We start from the raw sequence: 22,411 nt of genomic DNA, 5'->3' as shown, positions 1-22,411 counted from the left end.
GTCATGTTGAGCGTGTCACGGATTGGTTCGCCTGGCGGAGCCGCCGGCTACTATACGAAGGAAGACTATGCGCGCAGCGGCAGCCTCGACATGCGCGATGGCGGCGCTGTTACCGAGATCGAGACGAGCGACGGTCTTGTCGCCTATTATGCTGTGTCTGAGGACGAACTGGGCACGCCGCTGTATTGGGACGGGGAGGGAGCAAAAGAGCTTGGTCTGGAAGGTCCGGTTGACGAGGCCGATTTCCGTGCAGTGCTTTACGGGTTGAATCCCGATCCGGAAGGAGAGGCCATCAGCAAGCTGGAAATCGCGTTGCGCGAGGCAGCTGAAAAGGAAATGGCGGAAACTGCTGGTGCACCGGAACAGCCGCAAACCGACCCCATAGTCGACTACCCGGCAGCGCCAGAAGTCGATGTTCCGCCGGCACTGCCCGACGAAGACAAAGCCAGTGGCGCCGAACCGAAAAGCGCGTGGGCCTCGATGTCGCCGGAAGAACGGATCAAGGCGGCGGAGGACCATCATGAAAAGCACGTGGCCGGCTGGGACCTGACCTTCAGTGCGCCAAAATCCGTGTCTATCGTGGCTTTGGACGCAGAGGGAGATCCCCGCCTGCAGGAGGCTCATCGCCTGGCGGTCGATGCCGCACTTGGCTATGTCGAGCAGCACTTCTCGGTTTATCGGGTCAGGGACGGCGATGGCGAACGCCGGGAGGAAATCAGCGGCAACCTGCTGATGGCGCGCACGACCCATACGCTGTCACGGGCCGGCGATCCGAACCTGCATGACCACGTCATAGTTCTGAACGCCACCAAGGACGAGGAGGGGACATGGCGGGCGCTGGAAAGTGAGCACATCTTCAAGCACATGAAGCTGGCCGGCGCCGTCTATCAGGCCGAGTTGAGAAACCTGACGCAGGAGATCGGACATGATGTCCGTGACGGCGACACGCTGAACACGTTCGAGATTGCCGCCGTGCCGGCTGCCGCCCTGGCGCAGCACTCCAGCCGCAACGCTCAGATCAAGGCCAATATGACGGCGATGGAGGAAGACAAGGGTCGGCAACTGACCCAAGCGGAGAAAGAGGCCGCTGTCCTGCTTGACCGGCCTGGGAAGGTCCAGCTTACCCGCGAAGAGTTGCAGGAAAACTGGGCGGCGGCGAACCATTCGATTGGCTTGGACGTTGGGTCGATCAGCCTTACGGCCAAGGACGCAGAGGCCGGCCGGGATCTGTCATTTGCCAAGCCATCGCCGTTCCTCAATGCCATCGAGAGCTTGAAGGACTTGTTTCACGGCGGGAAGGGCGCCTTCCAACGGCCTGAAGAGGCTCTGGCCTATGGCCGGGAGGCCGCGTTTCACACCTCCACGGTCGCGACCCAGCACGACATGTTGTTCCGCGCCATCGTTGCCAATGGCAATCGCCTTCGCGCCAGCGACTACATCGAAACGGGTTTTTTCGACCGGTCGGAATTTCTGCCGGCCGACAGGAAGGTCCTGGCCGGCCTGACGACGCAGGACAATACCGACCGCGAAAAAGGCATCAATGCCCATATCCAGGAACGGTTCGGCAAGGCCAAGGGTTTTGAACCCGAGGCCGTATCAGAGAGTCTTTCCACTGAGGCGTTGAGCCGGCGTGGTATTGACGTCGCTTTGACAGATGACCAGTACAGGGCGGTATTTGTCGCCCTGACGAGCCGCGATGGCGTCGTGGCCATTCAGGGTTTCGCCGGCACCGGAAAAACGACGGCCTATGAGGCGATGGAAAGCGTCTATTCGGCTTTGACGGCGCTGGCGGACGCGCGCGCCGATCTCGCTCCTAAGACGGCGCCGGTGAAAGTCGCCCTGGCGAGCCAGCAGCAACTTGACGATTTTCGCCATATCGCCGGCGGTTTGAAGGGTGCCGCGCCGACCCACGCGGCCGTCAAGGAGCTATCGGACAAGAATATCCAGGCCGATACGCTTTCGTCGATCCTGTCGCGCTATGATTTTGGCAAAACCAGCGCGCCTGAAGCCCTGACCAAAATGCGCAAAGAGTTCAAAGGCGCGACCCTTGTTGTCGATGAGGCGTCGATGATGGGCAATCGCCAACTGGAGAAGGTCTTTGAGATGCAGACCGATCTCAAGATCGACAAAGTCATCCTATCGGGAGACATCCGCCAGATCGCTTCGCTCCAGGCCGGCGCGCCCTTCAAGATGGGGATGGAGCACAATGAGCAGATGGCCAAGGCCGATTTGTCGACCATCATGCGCCAGAACGCCAACCCGACCCTGAAAGAAGCCGTCGTCGCCTTCGCGGAAGGCAAATCGGCCGAGGGAATGAAGCGCCTGAAGCCCTTCATCCATGAACAGGGCAGGAGCGCCAGCGACGAAGTCATCGCCGACAAGGCATTCGAGCTTTGGAAGGAGACAGGTGGCACCGGAAAGGTCGTCGTCGATACCAATAAGATGCGCGGCCTGATGAACGGCCGTATCCGAGGCGAACTTGTCCGCGAGGGCTCCCTTTCCGAAGACGGCTTCAGCCAGCCGACCTATCGCGACGCCGGCATGTCGAACCACGACAAGATGACGTCGCGGCTCTACCAGGCGGGTCAGACGCTCTATTTCTTTGCCAAGGTCGGAAAATTCAAGGCTGGCGACACGCTGACCATCTCAGCGCTCAACCATAAGCGCAATGTCCTCGAAGGGACCGACCGAGACGGAAAGCCGGTCAAGATGGACATCAAGCGCAATCTCGGCGGCCGGTCCGATGTGCCGTTCGGCGTCTATCAGCGTACGACCACAGAATTTGCCGTCGGCGAGCTGGTTCTGTTCAACAAGACGGACAAGCCGCGCGGCATCAAGACGAACGACGAATACCGGATCACCGGCTTCGATGACAAGGGCGTCCACGTCGAAGCGAGAGATGGCAGCGACCGGAGCCTGAGCCTGCCGCGCGCCGATCCGCAGCTTGAATTCATGACCTATGCCTATGCCGTCACGGCCGACAAGGCCCAGGGTAAGTCCTTCGATAGCGTCATCGCGGTGCTGAAGGCGGCCGGCCAGGGCGATTTCGTCAACCACGCCCGCGCCTACATTATGTCGTCTCGCGCCAAGGAAAACCTCAGCCTCGTGACCGACAGCTTTCGCGACCTTATGCGCAAGGTCACAGAACACGACGGCATCAACCTCGTTGGCCTCGACAATCTGAGGCTGGATGATGTGATCAGGATGCCCAAGGGCTTTGGCGAAAAGGACAAGAAGAAAGACCCGATCGAGAAGGACCTAGTATCCGCTGAAAGCCTTATCAAGCCACCGGAACTGGCGGGGTCCAAGTCCGACCTTGCCAATGCGGCGAAAACTATGAGGGACCAGCCCGGCGACGCGGCGCGCTACAAGTCCGATGGAACGATGGATATGGGCGACAAGCAAAAGGCCATGGAACGACCGCAACCGGAGCGCAGCATGTAATCCTATTTAAAGCCCTGAATTAACGTATGTTTTAGAGATTGGAAACCGGACTTAAATCTTCACGCGGTAGCATGATGTATCTTTTCGGAGGTCCCAATGCTCAACTATATCGTCGATCAGGTCGGAATCATCAAAACTATATGCCTGTTTGCCGGCACGATCCTGATGATCGGCGGGGCGCAATACCTGTCATTTCGGGAGACGTGCGCTCAGAACAGCTTCGAATGGAAGCAAAAGCCAGTCCGCAGCTTTCTGAGGCTCGTCGTCAAGCAAGAGCTGAACTACACCCGCAAGGTTCCGGCGATGATCGGCGCGATCTTTCTGGCAACCACTCTGGCCGTCTATTTGTGATTGACTTGGCGCCTTGCCGGTCTCACGGGTTTGAAGGTCAGTCCCTTAACCCGCTGAAAAGCAAAGGCCCCCTATGGAAAACAATCAGAAGCTCCTTGAGCGTACCGCAGATATCATCTCTGCTTACGTAACGAAAAATCCCGTGCCGGGCGCGGACCTGCCTGGTCTGATCAAAAGCGTCCACGCATCGCTCAATCACACCAGCGTGCCAGACGCACCTGCCGCCGAAGTGAAGGCGCCGTCCGTTTCCGTCAAGAAAAGCATCACCCCGAATTACTTGATCTGCCTGGAAGATGGCCGCCAGTTCAAATCCCTGAAACGCCACCTTCAGAGCAAGTACGGTCTGACACCCGATGCCTACCGTGCGAAATGGGGATTGCCCAAGGATTACCCGATGGTGGCGCCGGCCTATTCTGCCGCGCGCTCCGCCATGGCGAAGTCCATGCAACTGGGTGTGAAAGGTCGTCAGACCCGAGCCAAACGCAAAGCCTAAGACGGAATCGAGGGGGACCATGCCGGGAATTATGCTGTGTGACGAGCGGTTGGCTGAGACTGTCGATGACGCGATCCTTCAGGCGCAATTGGGACGGCACTATGCCGGCTTCAAAGGCAAGCCGCCCTTATGTCTTTGCACCGACATCCATGTACGGATGTATATTGCCAAATTCGGGCAGCGCTACCTGTTGAAGCGCTGGCCCGGCAGCGGCCACGAGCATGCGGTTGATTGCGATCGGTACGAGGCGCCACCGGAGGCATCGGGCTTGGGCAAGTTGATGGGTTCGGCGATCCGTGAGGATACGTTGACGGGCGACATCGAGCTGAAGCTGGGCTTCCCCCTGAAAAAGCAACCGCGGACCGCCGTCACCGCGGATTCGGTAGAAGCCCAAGGCCAGGAAAGCGACCTCAATGAAAGCGCCGCAGGCTCGACGAGCAAGGTGAGCTTGCGGGCCGTGCTGCATTATCTCTGGGACCAGGCCGAATTGACGCACTGGAAACCCGGCATGAAAAACAAGCGAAACTGGTGGGTGGTTCAGAGCCGGCTACTCGATGCTGCGGCACGGATGACGACAAAGGGTCTGCGGCTTCAAAAGCGGCTCTACATCCCCGAACCTTTTAAGCCCGAGGCGAAGGATCAAATCAGACTCCGACGGCGCGGACTTTTCCAGTCCGTCGCGAGCCAAAAGGCCGCGCGTGAACTCCTCATGTTCCTTTTCGAGGTCAAGGAGATATCGCCGTCGCCCTACGGGTACAAGCTGGTCGCCAAAAATGTGCCCGACGACAATTTCTATCTGACGGCCGACCTCTACAAGCTTTTGCGCAAGCGCTTTGCCACCGAACTGGAAATGTTCGAACGCACGCATGGCCAGTGTCATTTGGTGGCGCTCGGGACGATTTCGGTGAAGCCCAGCGGGATCGTCAATATCGAGGAAACGACGTTGATGGCGGCGACGGGCGACTGGATACCCGTCGCGGATCAACAGGAGGCCGTGGTCGTCGACTATTCCGTTGCAACCGGCCGGCAGTTCATCAAACCCCTGAAATACAATATGGGCGCCGGTCGGGCGCTGGCCGCGATGCTCTATACCGACACGCCCGAGCAGCCGACGGCGCTTTATATCGTCAAGCCTGACGACAGTGATGCCCTGATCGAGGCACGTCGGGAATTGCAGGACGCTGGTCGATCCTTAAGTGTCGAGTGGCATGTGGCGGACGATCCCATTCCGACGTCAGTTATTGACGCAATTCCGACGGCCAGGCGTGAGCGGGATCTGGCCAAGGCATAGTCTGTGGTCACGGACTATTACCAGTTGGTCCAATACCCTGGGCCTTTGTGATCGTTTCCGGATAATTTGACACTTGCAATTGCTGCGTTGCAGCATAAATTGGGCTTGTTCGACGTTCTTATGTCGATGCCCTTCCTGTGCGTTTCCTCCCTGTAAACTTGGGCCTAGCTGTGTAGCTGGGCCTTTTTTTTTGAATTCGGATGGGTGGATTAGACGTAAGCGTTAAGCGTCGTTGTCGGCCGACGCCGTGTAGCCGTCGAAGAAGAAACGAATTGGCACTTTTAAGATATTGCCGATGTCATGGAGTGTGCTGGCCCTGATGCGCACCATCCCTTCCTCGAAAGCGTAAATAACGGCGACGGGAAGAAACAGCCTGCTCGCCAAGGCATCTGCTGAAAGCTTCAACATCAACCGGCGTCCACGAATCCGCGCACCGATATAGGCATCCACAGTGGATGTCTCTGCAGGCGCAGAAAATTTTCGTTGGATCGCCCTCGGCGTCTCATTCATCACGAGGCTCTAAGAGGCTTTGTCGCGGTGCGCCCCCGCGTAAAGCCCTCCTCTGATCTTTGGAGATCGGGGAGTTAGAAAACCGGGTTTACTCGGTCCCTGTGGCCTTTAGCCGGGGCCTGTTGCATACGCCACAGGCTCCCCGACCATAAGGTCAAAGGAGGTTCGTGCCGAAATGGTCGGCATCAACCAATAAACCCGGGGCTTTCTACGACCCCAGTGCCGCGCGTACGGCACCGGGGAAACACATAGCGCAATCGTTTCGCTATTGCATCACCATTCCAAGCCAACCGTTTCTCAAAGAGGGTTCGCCACTATTTTTTTGGCAATGAAACCTGGGAATATAAGCCCTTGTTTTGATGGACCTAACTTCTATCTCAAGCCTCAAAAACATACCGCATGACGTAAGGAGACGCTCAGTGGTCAGCTTGACTCTCGTTTTAAATGAGAACAAATAAAGAACGTATTTCGTAAACGCAGGCGATTTTACGCCCATAAACCACTCCAGAAAGGACAATTTATGCCATGCCCCCCGCTGACGCCGCCGTCATTTCTGACCTCAGGCAACGCATCGAAAGGATTGGCGGGATTGCGGCCAGGACCAAGACTGTCCTCCCATTCGGCGTTCCTGGGATTGACCGGCGCTTACCCAAGGGCGGGCTTGCGCTCGGGGCCCTTCACGAGGTCGCCGGTGGCGCCAATGGAGCGGTAGACGGGGCGGCGGCGGCATCCTTCGCCGCCGGGATCGCGGCGCGTACAGGGGGCAAGGTCCTGTGGTGTTACACGCAGGCCGATCTGTTCGCGCCGGCGCTGGCGCAATCCGGACTGACCGAAGAGCAGGTTGTCTTTTTTGAAGCCAAGGATGAGGCGTCGATACTCGGCTGTTTTGAAGAAGCCCTGCGGCATGGCGGCCTGACGGCCGTGGTCGCAGAGCTGGCAGGCTTGAGCCGTGTGTCGTCGCATCGCCTGCAACTGGCCGCCGAGACCTCGGGCACAATGGGCCTGGCCGTGCGCCGCTGGCGCCGGCACGTCGATGCCCGTGATTTCGGCAATCCGACCGCGGCGTTTACGCGCTGGCGGGTGACAGAATTGAATTCAGCACCCCTGCCGGTCCGCGGCGTGGGTCGCGCCAGGTGGCAGCTCGAATTGATGCGCTGTCGAGGTGGTGAGAGTGCGGACTTTGAAGTGGAAGCGTGCGATGCCCAGGGTTTTATCGCTTTATCTTCCGACCTGGCCGACGGATCGGCTGCGACGGAAGCTTGGCGACACCGCGCCGCCAGCTGATGTCCCGTTCGCCCTCAAAGGCTCGGACGGCCGGCGCCGCGTCATAACGGCCATTGATGAATTCGCCCGGGCCAACGGCATCTATATTGGCATGCCCGTCGCGAAGGCCGAGTCCCTGTTCGCTGACTTGGTTATCATGGATGCCGACCTTCGTGGCGATGAGGTCGGGCTGGAGAAGCTCGCCATTTGGGCCTTACGACTCTATTCGCCCATTGTCGCGACCGATACGCCCGATGGCCTGGTCCTCGATATCCAGGGCGCCGCCCACCTGTACGGCGGCGAGGCAGGTTTGATCTCTGATGTTATCGCGCGGCTGGCCGATCTTGGCATTACGGCTTATGCGGCCCTTGCCGACACATGGGGGGCGGCACACGCTTTGGCGCGTTTTGGACAGAAGACGACGCGGATCGTCGAGCCGGGCGGACAATCCGACGCACTTCTGAAGCTGCCGATTGCCGCCCTGAGGCTGCCGGCAGAGATGATGCCGGATCTACTGCTCCTGGGCCTGGACACCATTGGCGAACTGGCAGCCAAGCCGCGTGCGCCTCTCACCCAAAGTTTTGGGCCGAAGCTGTTTCGCCGTGTCGACCAGGCCTTCGGCCGCCTCGCTGAGCCGATCGAGCCAGTTGAATCGCCGGAATTGATTTCGGTGCAGCGGATATTCGCCGAGCCGATCGGGGCACCGGAGACGCTTGAGAAATATACCCGCCGATTGACTGACATGATCTGCGATCGGATGGAGGAGGCCGGGCTCGGGAGCCGGCGCCTGGATTTGCATTACACGCGCGTCGACAACCGCATCGAGACCATTTTCGTGGCGACGGCAAAGCCGGTCCGCGACCCCAAACGCTTGGGCCGCCTGCTGTGCGACAAGATCGAGACCGTCGATCCGGGCTGGGGCGTCGACAAGATGACCCTCACAGCCGCCTTCGTTGAGCCACTGGTGCCAAAGCAGGTCGTCGCTCAATATTCGGCGCCGCCTCGGCCGGATGTCGAAGAGCTATGGGACACGATCACCAACCGCTATGGCCGGGAGAGCCTTTACCGGGCCGTGTCGGTTGCGACCGACATACCGGAGCGCGCCGTGAAACGCACATCCCCGACCTCGACCGAGGTCGGCTCAAAACGCAATGCCAGCTACCGCCGGCCGCAACGGATCTACCGCAGGCCCGAACCTATCCTCGCTCTTGCCGCGTTGCCAGATCATCCGCCGCGCGCCTTCACCTGGCGCGGCCAACGCTACAGCGTCCTTTGTGCCGACGGACCTGAACGGGTGCGTGGTGAGTGGTGGCGCAATGATAACGAGAAGGGGAAGGTCCGGGATTACTTCATTCTGGAGGTCGACAACGGTGAGCGCTTCTGGGCGTTCAGGGCCGGCGATGGCCAGCACGAGGGCACCGGCTCGCTGAAATGGTATCTGCATGGAAAGTTCGATTGACCATGCCGGATTACGTCGAACTGCAATGCGCCTCCTATTTTTCGTTCCTGCGCGGCTGCAGCGCACCGGACGACCTGTTCGCGCAGGCCAAGGCCCTTGGCATGGAGGCCCTGGCCATCGCCGACCGCAACACCTTGGCCGGCATCGTTCGGGCCCATGTCGCCGCCAAGGAAACGGGTGTCCGGTTGATCATTGGCTGCCGGCTCGATCTCACGGACGGCATGTCAATCCTGGTCTACCCGGTCGATCGTGCGGGATATGGCCGCCTTTGTCGGTTGCTATCCTTGGGTAAGAGCCGGGGAGGGAAGGGTGCTTGTGACCTGGAGTGGTCGGACATCGAGGATTTCCACGAAGGCCTGATCGCGATTTTCATTCCCGATGAAGCCGACGAACTGTGCGCCGTCCGCCTGCGCAGGTTCAAGCAGGTGTTCGCCGACCGGGCCTATATGGCTCTGACCCTGCGCCACCGGCAGAACGACCACATGCGCCTGCATGAGCTGTCGAACCTGGCCTTTAAGCACCGGGTTCCGACCGTCGTCACCAATGACGTCCTCTACCATATCCATGAGCGCGCCATGCTGCATGACGTTGTGACCTGCATCCGCAACCGCTGCACCATCGACACCATGGGCGATCTCCGTCACCGCTATGCCGACCGTTTCTTGAAATCGCCGGAAGAAATGGGGCGGCTGTTTTCCGACTATCGCCAGGCCATGGCTCGCACGATCGAGATAGCCGACCGCAGTCGTTTCAGTCTGGCGGAGTTGGAATACCAGTACCCCGAAGAAAAGCTGATGTCCGGAATGTCGGCCATTGAGGCGCTGAAGCGTTTGTCCTGGGCGGGCGCAAAATGGCGCTACCCGGAGGGTGTGCCTGACAAGGTCATCAAGCTGCTGAAGCACGAGCTGGATCTGATCGAGCGGCTCGACTACGCACCCTACTTTCTGACGGTCAACGCTATCGTCCAGTTCGCCCGGTCGAAGGACATCCTTTGCCAGGGCCGGGGCTCGGCCGCCAATTCCTGCGTCTGTTATGTGCTGGGTGTCACGTCAGTCGATCCGGATCGCAACGACCTGCTGTTCGAGCGCTTTATCTCGGAAGAGCGCAAGGAGCCGCCGGACATTGATGTCGATTTCGAGCATCAGCGCCGCGAGGAGGTCATGCAGTGGGTTTTCAAGACCTATGGCCGTAACCACGCTGCCCTGACGGCTGTCGTCACGCGGTTCCGCACGCGCGGCGCCCTGCGCGATACCTTGAAAGTCCTGGGGTTTCCGGAAGACACCATCAAGACCCTGGCCTCGTCTATCCGGCACTGGCACTCGACCGGCTTCAGCGAAGAGGATGCGGCCGAACTGAATCTGAATACCAAGGACCGGCGCCTGAAACTCGCCTTTGAAATTCACCTCCTGTTGCTCGACGTCCCGCGCCAGCTTTCCCAGCATCCCGGCGGGTTTGTCCTGACCCACGATCGTTTAGACGAGTTGGTGCCGATCGAGCCGGCGCGCATGAAAGACCGCCAGGTCATCGAATGGGACAAGGACGATATCGACGCAGTCAAGTTCATGAAGGTCGACTGCTTGGCGCTGGGCATGATGTCCTGCATGAAGCGGGCGTTCGACCTGCTTGGAGAGCACAAGGGCATCCATATCGACATGTCCTGCATCCCGCCGGAAGACCCGAAGACCTACGCGATGATCCGCAATGCCGATACGATCGGCACCTTCCAGATCGAGTCCCGGGCCCAGATGTCGATGCTGCCGCGCACCAAGCCGCGCACCTTCTACGACCTGGTCATCCAGGTGGCGATCGTCCGGCCGGGGCCGATCCAAGGCGACATGGTCCATCCGTACCTACGCCGGCTCGAAGGTTTGGAGGAGGTGACGTTTCCGACGCCGGAGCTGGCCGCTATTTTGGGTAAGACGTTGGGCGTGCCTCTCTTCCAGGAACAGGCCATGAGGGTGGTCATCGTCTGTGCTGGCTTCACGGCCGGCCAGGCTGATCTTGTTCGCCGGGCGCAGGCCACATTCAAGAAGACCGGCGGCATAGGTCCCCTTGCGCAGGACATTATCAACGGCATGAAGGGCAACGGCTACACTGAGGAATTCGCCCTGACCCTGGTGAAACAGTTGGAGGGCTTCGGCAGCTATGGCTTCCCCGAAAGCCATGCCTTCAGCTTTGCCATTATCTCCGAAGCCAGCGCGTGGATGAAATGCCACCATCCAGATGTCTTCCTGGCTGCGATCCTGAATAGCCAGCCCATGGGGTTCTATGCGCCAGGGCAGCTTATTCGCGATGCGAAACTGCACGGCGTCGAAGTCAGGTGGTTCTGTGTCAACAATTCACGCTGGGACTGCAGCTTGGAGCCGACCGAGCGGCCTGGCAGGTTCGCCGTTCGCCTGGGCTACCGGCTTGTCAAAGGCATACGCAGTCAGGAGATCGCCGAGATGATCCTGAGGCGCGGTGACCTGCCCTATAAATCGGTCCCTGATCTGTGGCGCCGGGCAAAGACCCCGGTCGCGACCTTGCGAAAGCTGGCCAGGGCCGACGTGTTTGAGCAAGCTTTCAAAGTGTCGAGGCGCGAGGCTTTGTTTTCAATCCGGGCGCTTCGGGATGACGCCCTGCCGCTTTTCGATAGCTTGCTCGACGAAACCGGCCGAAGCCTGTCCGAGATCGATCAGCCGGACATGGATTTCAAGCGGATGACCGACGGCGCCGAGGTGGTCGAGGACTACAACCAGGTTGGTTTCACCAAAGGGTCACATCCGGTCGCCTTCCTGCGAGCGGATCTGAAAGAGCGAAGCATCATCACCTGCAGGGAGGCGATGACCTCAAAGGACAAGCGCTACGTCCAGGTCGCGGGCATGGTCAATGTCAGGCAGCGGCCGGGATCAGCCAATGGCGTCATCTTCATGACGATCGAAGATGAGAGCGGTGATGCCAATATCGTTGTCTGGGAAAAGGTCGGGCTGGAATACAAGCGCGCCGTCTATGGCTCAAGCCTGGTCTTGATCACCGGCTTTATCCAGAAGGAAGGCGACGTCGTCCATCTCATTGCACGGACGGTCGTCGACCTATCGCATATGCTGGCCAGCGTCGGCGAGCGTGACACGCCGCTCCAGTTACCGCACCAGCCAGGGGACGAATTGAGGAACGGCGGACCAGGCGTCGATCCGCGGGTCGTACGGCAGGGAAGGGCGCAAATTCAGCATCGAAGCCGGGATTTCAAATGAGGCGTTAATTTGTTACCGCCGATGCCTGCCTGCCCGATCCGCTATCATAGCCTTTAACCTGGACCTCCAACCCGTCTCTTCCGCGACCAAGAAGATGCACAGACGTACATGGTATGTTTCGCGAACTGAATTTGCGTCTTAGAAATTCAGCTTGTGCGATATCGTGGGTCGACAGGAAGACTTGATGTCCACGAGCTTCGACTAGATTGCACATTATGTCTGCGAAGGCGGCGGCGTGAATGACGTCATTGTGCTGGAGTGGATCGTCCATCACCAAAGCCGGCCACCGACACCAGGGAAAACTCAAATTCGCCGCACAAAGCATGCTAACAGCCAGTGCAGCCATCTGGCCTTCGCTATGGACCAGTTGAGGATTTAGCTTGGAAACGAAATCGGGAGCATCTGCCGATTTGATCGCCGTTTGGGCGATCTTTTTCTTTTCAACCTTCAGATCTAGCCCGATATCAGGCTCACTTAGAATTGCCCGGTTGAGCTTATTCATCAGCGCACTTAGCGGCTTAAGGAAATCTGCGTTAAATTCTTGGACTTTGCGGTTTACTTCGGTTGTTGCATTTTGCGCGATTTCCTTGGCTCGCCCAATATCCAAGATCCGTTTTTGGCATACCCCGATCACGCGTTCCGCTTCCTGCCGTAAACCGGCACGCTCTAAATTTGGCGCCGCCGTTAGCCTTTCCCGTAACCGTTCGATTGTTTCCCTGTGACTCGATTGCCTTGCCCAAATTCGCCTCCCGTCGCGTAGGCGAACGATTTGTGGACGCACGAGTTCGAGTGCTGCCGACAACTCGGCCAACATTTGGGCCTGGCTTCTAAGCGCTTCGCTATTGATGGCGTCGCCTAGGTAGTCCATTGACCTCCATTCGTCGGCAAGCGATTTTATTAAATTGCGACCACGCTCGACTTCCTCGATCATCGCCTGCAACGAGGCCTCGGTTTGAGCTAAAACGAGGGACGCCTGGCTTGCTGCCTGCACGGCGGCATCCAACGCCTGGCGAGCTGAAACGAGTTCCTGAGTTTGGGAAGTTAGGGCTAGTTCGGCATCCGCAATTAGTGCTCCAAGATCGGCTTCGGCGCCTAAGGCTTGCGTCGTAGCCTCAATGGCGTTTTTCTCTGCCTCAACTCTCCCTTCCAGACTCGTGATATCTCTGACGAGAGAAGCCAAGTTGGCTTCCAAAGCGTTTTGCCGGCGAATTGCAGCAGTCCAGGCGTCGAAGGCATCACCATCCGTCACTAAAACTGGCAGTTTGCGCCGCCTGTCCAACTGTTCCGCACGGGAACTGAGCCTGTCGACCGCGACCGAAATTCGCTCCAAGACGGTTTCTATCGGCTCTTCTTGGGCTGTGCCGAATATTGATCCGACTATTTCATTTCTTTGCGCTAAATCACGATTGAAATCGGCAATTTGGCTGCCATACGATGCTATCTCTACAAGCGCCTCGACTTTTTTCTGTTTTAGCTCTGTTTCCTTGCGTCGTAGTTCGGACAGTCTGTCTTGGAACGGCACTAAAGTTGGAGCAAGCCGTTCGACAGCTTCGAACGCGCGACGCTGTAGCTCGCCATTTGGATCGAAGGTAGAGGCGCAGACTGGGCATTCGCAGTCCGATTTAGTCAATTTTTCCGCTATTTTCGCGACGGCACCTGTAATATTGTCAAATGTGAGCCTAGCCGCTTCTAATTCTTGTTCACCTTGTCGAGTTTGAGTTTGGAGCGCCTCTAAGGACAGGTCGAAATCTGCTATCAAACCTGAGGCGGCCGTCGAAGATTGTTGAAGCGTGCCAATTTTTTCAACGTAAAATGAAGCAGGCATCAACTTTAGTAGCTGTTCAGCCTTAAGACGGAGCTCCCGCTGCTCCGCCAGTTGCCGATTGCACTCTGCCACTCGCAGGTCGAGATTTTGGATAATGCTGCGGCGTTTCGAGTGATATTCGGCCGACGTTTTTGCTTCTGCAATTTCGGACTGAATCTGAGAGGTCTGGGCCGTGGCGCCGGTAAGCTCAGTGTTCCATTGTTCGATCTGACTATGCTGCGTTCGGATTAGCCGCAATTCGTCCAATTTTTCCTTTTGGTTTTTGATCGCATCTTCATGCGCCCGCACTTTCGATTCCGCGCTTGCCTGCTCGGATTTTCGGTCAGTTGACGCAAGGCGGTAGGGTTCCAAGTTGTTACGTGACGCCTCAATCACCAGGGAACTATCGCGATCGTGACTATCCTGCGTGGAAATCTGCTCCAATATTGCTCGTGCGCGCTCCATATTTGCTGCGCGTGACGAAACAAAGCCCGAGATTATTACTTCCCCAGCTGCGATACGATCAATCAGGACGTCGATGCCCGGCGACTCCAAAGACGCGTTTCCACTATCGTATACACTCGGGAGAGCGCGCGTGATCGATTCGATTACGACGTATGCTGCGTTATCATCAAGCGCTCCTTGACCTTGAGCGTCGGCCCACTCACTCGCTTCACGATCCAGCAAATCTTGCAATATATCTAGCTGATCCGTCCATGCATCGATTCTACGGTCATAAGCTTTCGCGTTGTTGGTGTTTCCTTGACCATGGATGGTGTTGATGAGTTCCGTCGCCCATTCGCTTTGGGCCGGTTGCTCCAAAAATTCCCATCTCTCTTCAGGCTTCCGGTGGGTCATTCGAGAAAGGGTGGACTGGCCCAAAAAATGCGTAAGCAACAAGTACCTGTGCAAACTATCGATCTTCTGCTTCCAATTTTCATCTCTGAGAAAACCAGTCACGTCGTCGATCCCGGCCTTAACGTCTAGCGTGTTGGGCAAGATCCTGCGAAGGGAGTTTCCATCAGAAAAAGCTAGCGAGATTTCGGTGGGATTTTGCGCCGGCGCGTCCCAACGCCGGAGATAATCCTTCGGCTTTGCGCCCTTTTTCCACTCATTAAAGTGATCAATTTCACCTGTGAGCGCCCATTCGAGCCCATCGAAAAGCGAAGACTTTCCCAGACCATTCGTACCATGAACAATCATCACCCCCGGCGCTGCGGGCAAATCGATCGTCAAATCGCCGAAATTGCGGAACTCTTTTAGTTGAATTTGAGAGATATAGATGGAACTCATGACCTCAGCTCCATAGCAGACACGAATTGCTCGACGCGTTCCTGGGGATCTTCTACCTGGGATGTCGCAATCTCGACCCACTTCGCGGCCGCGGCCGGCGTTAAACCCTGAGCTTGGAGAACATTTTCGACTAGGCGGTCGTTCTGATCGAGGGGCGCGTTATCGACCTCTTCGGTTGTGAGCCACGGCTGGGCGAGGAATGTCCGTTCTAGGAAGGCGTCGTATGATTCACCAATGGACGTGATTTTCGGTATCCAAACCAACTTCCTACACACGGTCTCGTCCCGTTCCGCCAAGTCGATAAGCTTGATCCAATCGGCTTGTGGAGGAGGCGGAGTAGCCACAAACAAAACATGCGTATTGATCACGTCGGACGCTTTCATATAGGATCGCGCGATCACAACCTGGTTGTGCGCCTGTCTAAGAGTGTGCAGAACGGTTTCGGCATCAATCAACTGTATGGCCAATACGAGAACCGGATAGGCGCCAATCCGAACGCCATACACCTCCGGCGGCAATGCGACGTCAGAATCATCGTCGCGGCCTCGAAATCTTTTGGCTGAAAAGGCTTCGGCCATGGAGGCTGACCACTTACGCCCGACAGCGCTCTCGATTAGGCGGGCCCCGAACTCTGAAGGTGTCACGGCTGTTTCTCCAGTTGGGCGTCTTGGCGGCTCTTCCAGTCTTGGAACTCGGCCTCAATATTTGCGATCCACGCTCTCAGATCCCCTTTCAGGGCATCTCTCCATCGACGCGTATTCTGAATAATAGCGGGACGTACCCGTTCGGATGTCAGCAGTGTTCTGGATGAGACGCCCCCGTCGGTAATCAGGTCTCGACCGGTACGCATCTCTTCATAGGCCCCCGCGAGAATAAGCGCGTCCGCACTCCAGAACTCATCTGCAGGGACATCGGAGATCAATTTGCCGTCCAAAATCTTACATCCAGACGCAACGCCTATCGCGTCACCTTGGAAAATCACGTTTCCGTGCCGCGAGTTTGTCGGCGTGGCTGACCGGCCGGCATGCGCCGCCATGATTAAGAAAGAGCCCGCGACAAGGTCCACGAATCCATCTTCAGCACCGTCCCATCCACTCCCATCATCAATCGCTCTTGCAAGCACACGCAGAAATTTTCCACGCAGTTCGTGGTCACCTTCGAGGATCAGTTTCCACTCTGACCAGGTTTCGGCGAATGTCCCGTAGAGAGATGGGTGAACGTCCTTAAATACACCGCAGCTTCCCGCTGCGCAGTGGGCGATCGCAGCATCCAGGCGTTGGATCAAATAGGTATCGAAAAGCTTCCGTAGTTCCGCAACGGTCGGCAATTCATTGGACCGATATGGACTAACAAAGGTGAGTTGTGGATTGACGGGCACTCCGCTGTCCGACCATGAAGGAAAGGTCGCCGGGCTCGCCTCAAGCAAAATTCGCCCGCCGCTTGCCCGAGCAAACCGTTCTAATTCTGTGGCGAATTCAGGTATCCGTGACCGCTGTAACGCTAGGTGAATTACGAGCGGCGCTTCAATATCGCTACATCTTGAGCACATCTCCTGAATCGTCTGCGTGCCTTGTTGGGTAGGCTTTTGAACGGAGTCATCCCAGTTCACAATAATTGTGGTCTTTTGCCGAGCCGTTAGTGCGTCTAACGCGGTTGCCTGGGTAGCATCCGCGATGCCTGCTCGAAATGCATCTGTAAAAAATGCGAAGCTAGCAGGATCAAGCTCAGGGGGGCTGAACTTGTCCGCCGAGGATACCTTCAAAGCCGCGATATACGTTGCGTATTGGTCGTAAAAGGAGGAGCAAAACTTGTAGCGGCCGGCACGGTCGGGGCCATGGCGCAAGATCACATCTGAAAAATGTGCGCTGGACGTGCCAAATGCAGGGCCGTCAACAATATAATTCGAAGCCGCCTTGGTTACGTTCGTGATCGCGCCAAGCGTACGTGTGACAGCCTGGTCTGTTTCTTCGCACGCTTTCAAAATCGCGAACATGATCACTTGGTTGAGGGGGGCAGCGCGGCCTTTCTGCAGAAGAATTTTCGAGCAGTTTAATGTCACCGTTCTGTCTTTGCGGAGTCTTTGTTTTATGTCTTTGACCACTCCGCGGCTTAGAAAGATCGGCAATAAGGTTTCTGTAAAAGCTGGTTCCAGATCGCCGTCATTCGGGACCTTCTCAAATATTGCCCCCACCTCGGCGGCCAACTCCGGGCCATTGAAAAGCGACAAGAACCATTTGACGAACGCGACCTGTTCAAATTCTTCGAAATGAACGGCTATAGCGTCCGCCAACCCTCCGTCACCATTTCCACTGATGAAATATTGCCTTGACTCCTTGTCTACCGCGGCGCCGATTGCATCCGAAGATTTCCAATAGTCATGCAGCGGAGCATCACCAATGACCCGCTCATCTCCGAAACCTAGTGCTAAAACAACGAAGTCGTATTCTTCTGGCGCCGCCCCTACGGAAATAGACCATTTGCCAGCCGTCCTTGTGAGATCTGTCACTGTAGAATTCGGTCGAAAGGTTAGGTTTGTGTGATTGGCCTTGACGGCTAGAAAAAAGCTATCAAGCGCTTTCCTGACGTCACCACCAGCGGCTTCGATCCATTCCATAATCGGTAGTGCCGCGTGTGTTTGCAAAGAGCCAGCCCGTGGCCAGTCATAAATATGCGGATGGAGCATCCTTTGCGACTTACTCTGTAAATGCAGGATGCCGGTCGCCTGTTCTATAAGCTCGACCCTGTGACCAAGCAAAGCCAATGCGATCGCCGTTGTGGTTCCGCCAGCGCCGGCACCGACAACCGCTATTCGGCTGTTCGCCTCTAGTCGCGAAAGCTCTTTCAATGCGTGAACTGTCCGAAGAGCTCGAACTTGCTGAGAATAAAGTGTGATACGCTGTTCCGCAGCACCTAAAAACAGCAGTCCTCGCAGATCCGGGCATTCGGCCACGGAAATCCAATCGGTAAATTTAGTTTTCGCGGCGCTTGTTAGCATTAACTGATTATAGTTCAGTCGCGAACGTCAGATATGCAACTCCATAGAACTTCGACATTTACCGCCCCTGTAAGTCAATGATTTCTTTTGTACTCTTCGCAGGGTTGCGGGCTGAACACAAGGAGAAACGCTGACAATTCGGACGTGCTTTGAGGGCGAAGCTAGATAAGGCAGAATTCGCCGAGTGATGTTGCGTTGCCCCATCTGTCACCCAACAGCATTTGTATAAATGCGCAGTGCCAGATCGTAGTCGATATGATGAAAGCCGTGTGGTGTCGCGCGCACAAATTGGCGCATTTCAAGCGGAGAAAATGAGAAATCCTTCCGAAGGCCCAGTTTTCGTTTGGCTGTGGCGTCGGCAGAGTTGCATTGCTCGCAGATGACGACCGGCTTGAAGCGCGCCGGCGCGCGGCCGAAGAACAATGCCGGGGCGTCGCCGCCGTGATCATGATGAGTATGAAGACCGGCGGCCCACCCTTCGTGCCGATCGGGACGCTTAGGATAGATCAACGTCCAACGAAGAATTTGATATCTTGATCGCCCGCATCCAGGGCATGTCCAATCCTTGGACAAGCCTGCGTAAAGAATTTTGCAGTGCGCTCCGTCGAACCCTAAATATTCCTCGTGGTTCGGCACACGGATTGGACCTGATCTGATCTTAATCGGCGCCATTATCTATATTCCACCTATTTTCAACTGTAGCCAGTAAGCCTTATCCCGGGAGGGGATTAGTCACTAATGAGACCGACTCTTCGGTCACCCTCACAATGGCATTGCCTCTTCGCAACCAAACTTCACGAAATGTATTTAGGGCTGGCCGCGTGACACGCACCATTCCCAACACGACGCCGCTATCGGCCTCCAAAATTACATCGTGCAGCAAATCTACGATCAGGATCAGGTCGGAGTCATATTTTTTCGCGCATTTGGCTCTAAGTTGAGCAGCTAGGTCGTTAGGAAGATTTTCCAGATCAATGCCAACCTGATCAAAAGAACGTTCAACCAATTCGGTCGACCCTTTTGAGGTCAAATCGGCAGCATATTGCCCGTAAATAACCCCAGGACGATAATCCCGAGGCATCACCTGTACAATCTCGAAAGCCTGTTGCTGGCGACCAAAATCGAGCCAAAAATCCGGTGGGTCATCGCCTAGCTTCAGCCGACGCGCGTGCATTAATTGGGCACATGACATGGCGATCCATGTTTCTCGCCAAAACTTCAATCCGCCCTGAGCAACAGCGAACATCTGCGTCTGGTCACCCACTTCCGCCATAATCGCATCGACATCATCCAGGGGCAGCCAGGAGCCAAGTCGCAATCTATAGCTCGCAATTTCATCTTTTGTCAGGCGGCGCATCTCAACATTTTTCAGTAATCAATTATTCTGGGTCAACGGGCGGTAGCGAATTCGGCCATGGCGCCAAATCTCCGTCATCGTGTTAAACAAACTCAGTGCGCGGGCGCTACCGAGTGATTTCAACAAACCTGCCTATATATACTTCCGGTAATCGGGGCTAATCGGTTGCCCTTCTGGGACATATTTCAGGACCTCACCAACCTTCCGGGCGGCCCGGATCGGAATAGGAAGTTTTTGATTCATTTGGGTCGAGTTCCAATTTATCTTGGTCATCGACAACACTTCTTCAGCGATCTGCGCAATCGTGCTCTCGCAGCTTGAGTGGGGGCAAAGAAGCAAAGGGCGGGGGTCGTACTGCCCTGGATAGGTCCCGTAGTAGGGCATGCTGCCATTGGTATAGAGAAGCCCCTTGCCGCCGAGATCAACGAATGTGCCACGCAGTACTGGATAATTCCCGTCACGCAGTACCTTGACTGAATACGATTCCTGCACCCAGACGAGATCACGCATCTCCGTGTTTGCCTCTTCTAGCGCCTCAAGTATGCCTTCAGCTTCCTCATCGCGGAACCGGGAAGTCTTCAGAACGATAACCCGCGCCGGATAATGTTTATGATGATCCCAATATGCCTGAAGTACGTTGACCACCAATTCCTTGGCGTCTTCCTTGGTCAGATAAGGGTGCCGGCCGCGGCTCTCGGTCCAAGCGCGTTTGCCCTTAAGAATGAAGCCACGTCCTCGCTCGTCGAACATCTGAGCGGCACTTGTAAACAACTGCTGGCCTCCAGCTTCGCGATAAAAGCTGATACCCACATAGCACGCGGCAAATTCCCCTTCCTTGGGGGACCGCCTCCACGGAATGCGCCCGCTGCCTTTGTAATACAGGCTGGCGAGAAGGTTCCAGGACCGCCCGGCTTCGTCTTGAATGTTGCGAGCGCTGGTTTCCTTTACTTTTCGCGAGATGACCGCTTTCTCGTCAATTACGTCCTCCCAAAGAATCTGGATAGGAAATTTGAGTGCCATGCATTTGGCTTTCAGCATGCCACGGAAATTAGGCGCGTCCGAACCGCTGCTGTCTTCTGACTCCGTCGAGCTTTTGGCTTCCACCTTCGCTCCCCAAACCCGATCGATAAGGGCGACGGGCAACGCAACGAGGGCGACTTGCGGCGAATTTCCGCCATCTTCAAGCGCCTGCAATTCGGTAAAGATCGCATCCACTGCCATTTCCACGGCCTTGGTGTGGCTGGGCTCTTTCACTATCTTATCGATTTTGGCCTGGGTCACAATTCCCGTCGCGTTAGCGTCTATGTCGAAGCGGCATCGGAAAGGGTTTTGATTTCCAAGGCCGGGAAAAGCCGGATGCAAATTGGGGTGCTTTTCCGATTTACCTTCGAAGCCGTTTGCCATAGCTGCGAAAAAAACCGTCGCGCTTTCGATTGTCTTAGAGCTGCCAACGACACCAACCTTTATTGCATCGCCCGGATAGGTCTGGAGTGGTCCTGCCTCGGTTAAGCCGAGGCGTGGATCAGGATGATGTTGCTGGCCGCCGAATTCTAGTTCTGGCTCGTCGAATATGCGAACGTCGAAGTTCATTTGAAATCCAACTCCACTTGCATCGAATCCGACGCGTCACTTTTGGGTTTCACTGTTTTCCAAGCATCTTCCGGAACCTTTGTTGGAAGGTGCACGACAGGTGGCAATCCGAAGCTCAGTACGTTTGGTGTGGCGGCTTTCTCCATGAAGAGGCCACCATCTGCATCGGCCGACTTGGTCAGGAAACGGTGCCACATAATGACTTGGCCCCGAACGGCAGAGCTGTTGTCCATTCTCTTTTTGCCCGACAGCAAGGCGTCCGGATAGGAATGCTCGGTGTACCCATTGGTGGTGAAGTAATAGGTTGGATTGATGATCAGATACCACTGGTCAAGGATCAATTCGAACCGCGGCACGAAGGCATGGTGCCGCACAAAACTGATGTTGCCATCCTTGGTGGCGACATTGACGACCTCAGCCTCGGTGCGATTTTTGGAAGCATCGTACCTGAACGTTCGACTTTCACCGGCGGTCAAGGCGCGGAAATAGAATAAGCTTTTGTCCTTGTGCCAGTTCAGATCTTCGCGAACTTGGTGCTGCAACGCTCGGCGGAGCAAGAAGGCGAATGTGTTTTGCTCCTCGATATTTTCATTGAAAGCGAGATAGCTCGTCTCAATCGCTTCAACCTGATCGAGGTCGACAATATCCCTGCAGGCCGACTCGCGTGGGTCATGGAAGGACCAAAACGACCCGTCTTTCATTACCCAATCGAAACGTGCGGGTTCCTCATGTTCCAAGAGCGTGGCTATTGCCTGGCCGGGCGTTAAGGAAGTCGACGCCACAAACATTTCAGTAGGTAGGACCAGCGGCAAAATATTGACGAGTGCGTCTTCGCCGCCCCCGAGCGGGGGCACGAAATATCCAAAGCCGGCCTTTGGAACTGTTAGGACGGCTAGCCTATCCGCAGCGTCACGATTAAGAATGTCAGTCGTCTTGCTGAAGCGCAGACGCCTATCAGCTGTGCGCGCGCCATCATGGATGCTTTGCCAATAAAAGGTGTCGTCGGATTGCCTGTAAAGCACAACGATGACCGGAAGGTTGGAGCCCTTCCAATATTTGAGGTCCTCGCCTTTGAGAAGGTATGTGAAACCTTCTGCATCTTCGTTGCTATACTTGCGGCCCTCGGTAGCCTTCACCTGAACGGCAATCATGCGGGCGAGGGGCCGGCCATTGTCCATGACCTCCGCAATGCCATCGATACCTGCCTCAAGTCTGGAGCGGCCGTCGAACTGAAACCCCATGGAAAGAAACCGCAAGCGGACAGCGGCTTCCCCGATCTCCCCGATCAGCTGATTCGGTGTGATGGTTTTTGACATGACCGGCAGAATAGA

15 protein-coding genes are annotated in these 22,411 nt (G+C 56.4%); 7 read left to right on the top strand and 8 right to left on the bottom strand.

The features are described from left to right. The first annotated feature begins 3 nt into the window (after positions 1–3). From mobF to ABI_RS00210, 4 genes are all read left to right on the top strand, one after another. Entirely contained in the window at positions 4–3,444 is a 3,441-nt protein-coding gene (gene mobF, locus ABI_RS00225) for a MobF family relaxase (RefSeq protein ID WP_006270774.1), read from the top strand. Positions 3,445–3,540: 96 nt separating this feature from the next. Continuing rightward, positions 3,541–3,795, top strand: a complete 255-nt coding sequence (locus ABI_RS00220) for a hypothetical protein (RefSeq protein ID WP_006270773.1) — start codon at positions 3,541–3,543, stop codon at positions 3,793–3,795. 73 nt (positions 3,796–3,868) lie between these two features. Continuing rightward, on the top strand, positions 3,869–4,288 hold the full coding sequence (locus ABI_RS00215) for a Ros/MucR family transcriptional regulator (RefSeq protein ID WP_040308390.1): 420 nt from the start codon (positions 3,869–3,871) through the stop codon (positions 4,286–4,288). A 19-nt stretch (positions 4,289–4,307) separates the two neighbouring features. After that, entirely contained in the window at positions 4,308–5,579 is a 1,272-nt protein-coding gene (locus ABI_RS00210; RefSeq protein WP_083811347.1) for a DUF1173 family protein, read from the top strand. Between the two features lie 222 nt (positions 5,580–5,801). Here ABI_RS00210 and ABI_RS00205 read toward each other — a convergent pair whose 3' ends face one another. Next, positions 5,802–6,029, bottom strand: a complete 228-nt coding sequence (locus ABI_RS00205) for a helix-turn-helix domain-containing protein (RefSeq protein WP_157138652.1) — start codon at positions 6,027–6,029, stop codon at positions 5,802–5,804. 585 nt (positions 6,030–6,614) lie between these two features. Here ABI_RS00205 and ABI_RS00200 point away from each other — a divergent pair. From ABI_RS00200 to ABI_RS00190, 3 genes are read left to right on the top strand one after another with little or no spacing between them, the layout of a single operon-like run. After that, the gene (locus tag ABI_RS00200) at positions 6,615–7,373 is read left to right on the top strand and encodes an ImuA family protein (RefSeq protein WP_006270769.1); all 759 of its coding nucleotides are present in this window, start codon (positions 6,615–6,617) and stop codon (positions 7,371–7,373) included. Then, the gene (locus ABI_RS00195; RefSeq protein ID WP_040308389.1) at positions 7,288–8,811 is read left to right on the top strand and encodes a DUF6504 family protein; all 1,524 of its coding nucleotides are present in this window, start codon (positions 7,288–7,290) and stop codon (positions 8,809–8,811) included. The genes ABI_RS00200 and ABI_RS00195 overlap by 86 nt, the downstream gene beginning before the upstream one ends. Before the next feature lie 2 nt (positions 8,812–8,813). After that, positions 8,814–12,041 (top strand): error-prone DNA polymerase, encoded by a 3,228-nt coding sequence (locus ABI_RS00190; protein ID WP_006270768.1) that lies wholly within the window; start codon positions 8,814–8,816, stop codon positions 12,039–12,041. A 4-nt stretch (positions 12,042–12,045) separates the two neighbouring features. On the opposite strand, the gene ABI_RS00185 is transcribed toward ABI_RS00190, so the two are convergent. The 7 genes from ABI_RS00185 to ABI_RS00155 form a co-directional block, all read right to left on the bottom strand. Next, positions 12,046–15,138, bottom strand: a complete 3,093-nt coding sequence (locus tag ABI_RS00185) for an AAA family ATPase (protein WP_040308388.1) — start codon at positions 15,136–15,138, stop codon at positions 12,046–12,048. Further along, on the bottom strand, positions 15,135–15,716 hold the full coding sequence (locus ABI_RS00180; protein WP_157138651.1) for an ABC-three component system middle component 1: 582 nt from the start codon (positions 15,714–15,716) through the stop codon (positions 15,135–15,137). Before ABI_RS00180 ends, ABI_RS00185 begins: the two co-directional genes overlap by 4 nt. 62 nt (positions 15,717–15,778) lie before the next feature. Further along, positions 15,779–18,133, bottom strand: a complete 2,355-nt coding sequence (locus tag ABI_RS00175; protein ID WP_157138650.1) for an ABC-three component system protein — start codon at positions 18,131–18,133, stop codon at positions 15,779–15,781. Positions 18,134–18,340: 207 nt separating this feature from the next. After that, a complete protein-coding gene (locus ABI_RS25825) occupies positions 18,341–18,805 on the bottom strand; it encodes a hypothetical protein (protein ID WP_211211099.1) in 465 nt (154 codons plus the stop codon). A gap of 40 nt (positions 18,806–18,845) precedes the next feature. Next, positions 18,846–19,490 (bottom strand): hypothetical protein, encoded by a 645-nt coding sequence (locus tag ABI_RS00165; protein WP_040308386.1) that lies wholly within the window; start codon positions 19,488–19,490, stop codon positions 18,846–18,848. Between the two features lie 132 nt (positions 19,491–19,622). After that, positions 19,623–21,080 carry an argonaute/piwi family protein gene (locus ABI_RS00160; protein ID WP_006270761.1) on the bottom strand — a complete coding sequence of 486 codons (1,458 nt, stop codon included), beginning with the start codon at positions 21,078–21,080 and terminating at the stop codon, positions 19,623–19,625. Continuing rightward, a complete protein-coding gene (locus ABI_RS00155; RefSeq protein ID WP_006270760.1) occupies positions 21,077–22,396 on the bottom strand; it encodes a DUF4365 domain-containing protein in 1,320 nt (439 codons plus the stop codon). Before ABI_RS00155 ends, ABI_RS00160 begins: the two co-directional genes overlap by 4 nt. Positions 22,397–22,411 lie beyond the last annotated feature (15 nt).

This window comes from Asticcacaulis biprosthecium C19 (genome assembly GCF_000204015.1).
Lineage (GTDB): Bacteria > Pseudomonadota > Alphaproteobacteria > Caulobacterales > Caulobacteraceae > Asticcacaulis > Asticcacaulis biprosthecius.
The sequence above is the reverse complement of the archived record's forward strand: the minus strand, read 5'-3'. Positions and strand labels throughout refer to the sequence as shown.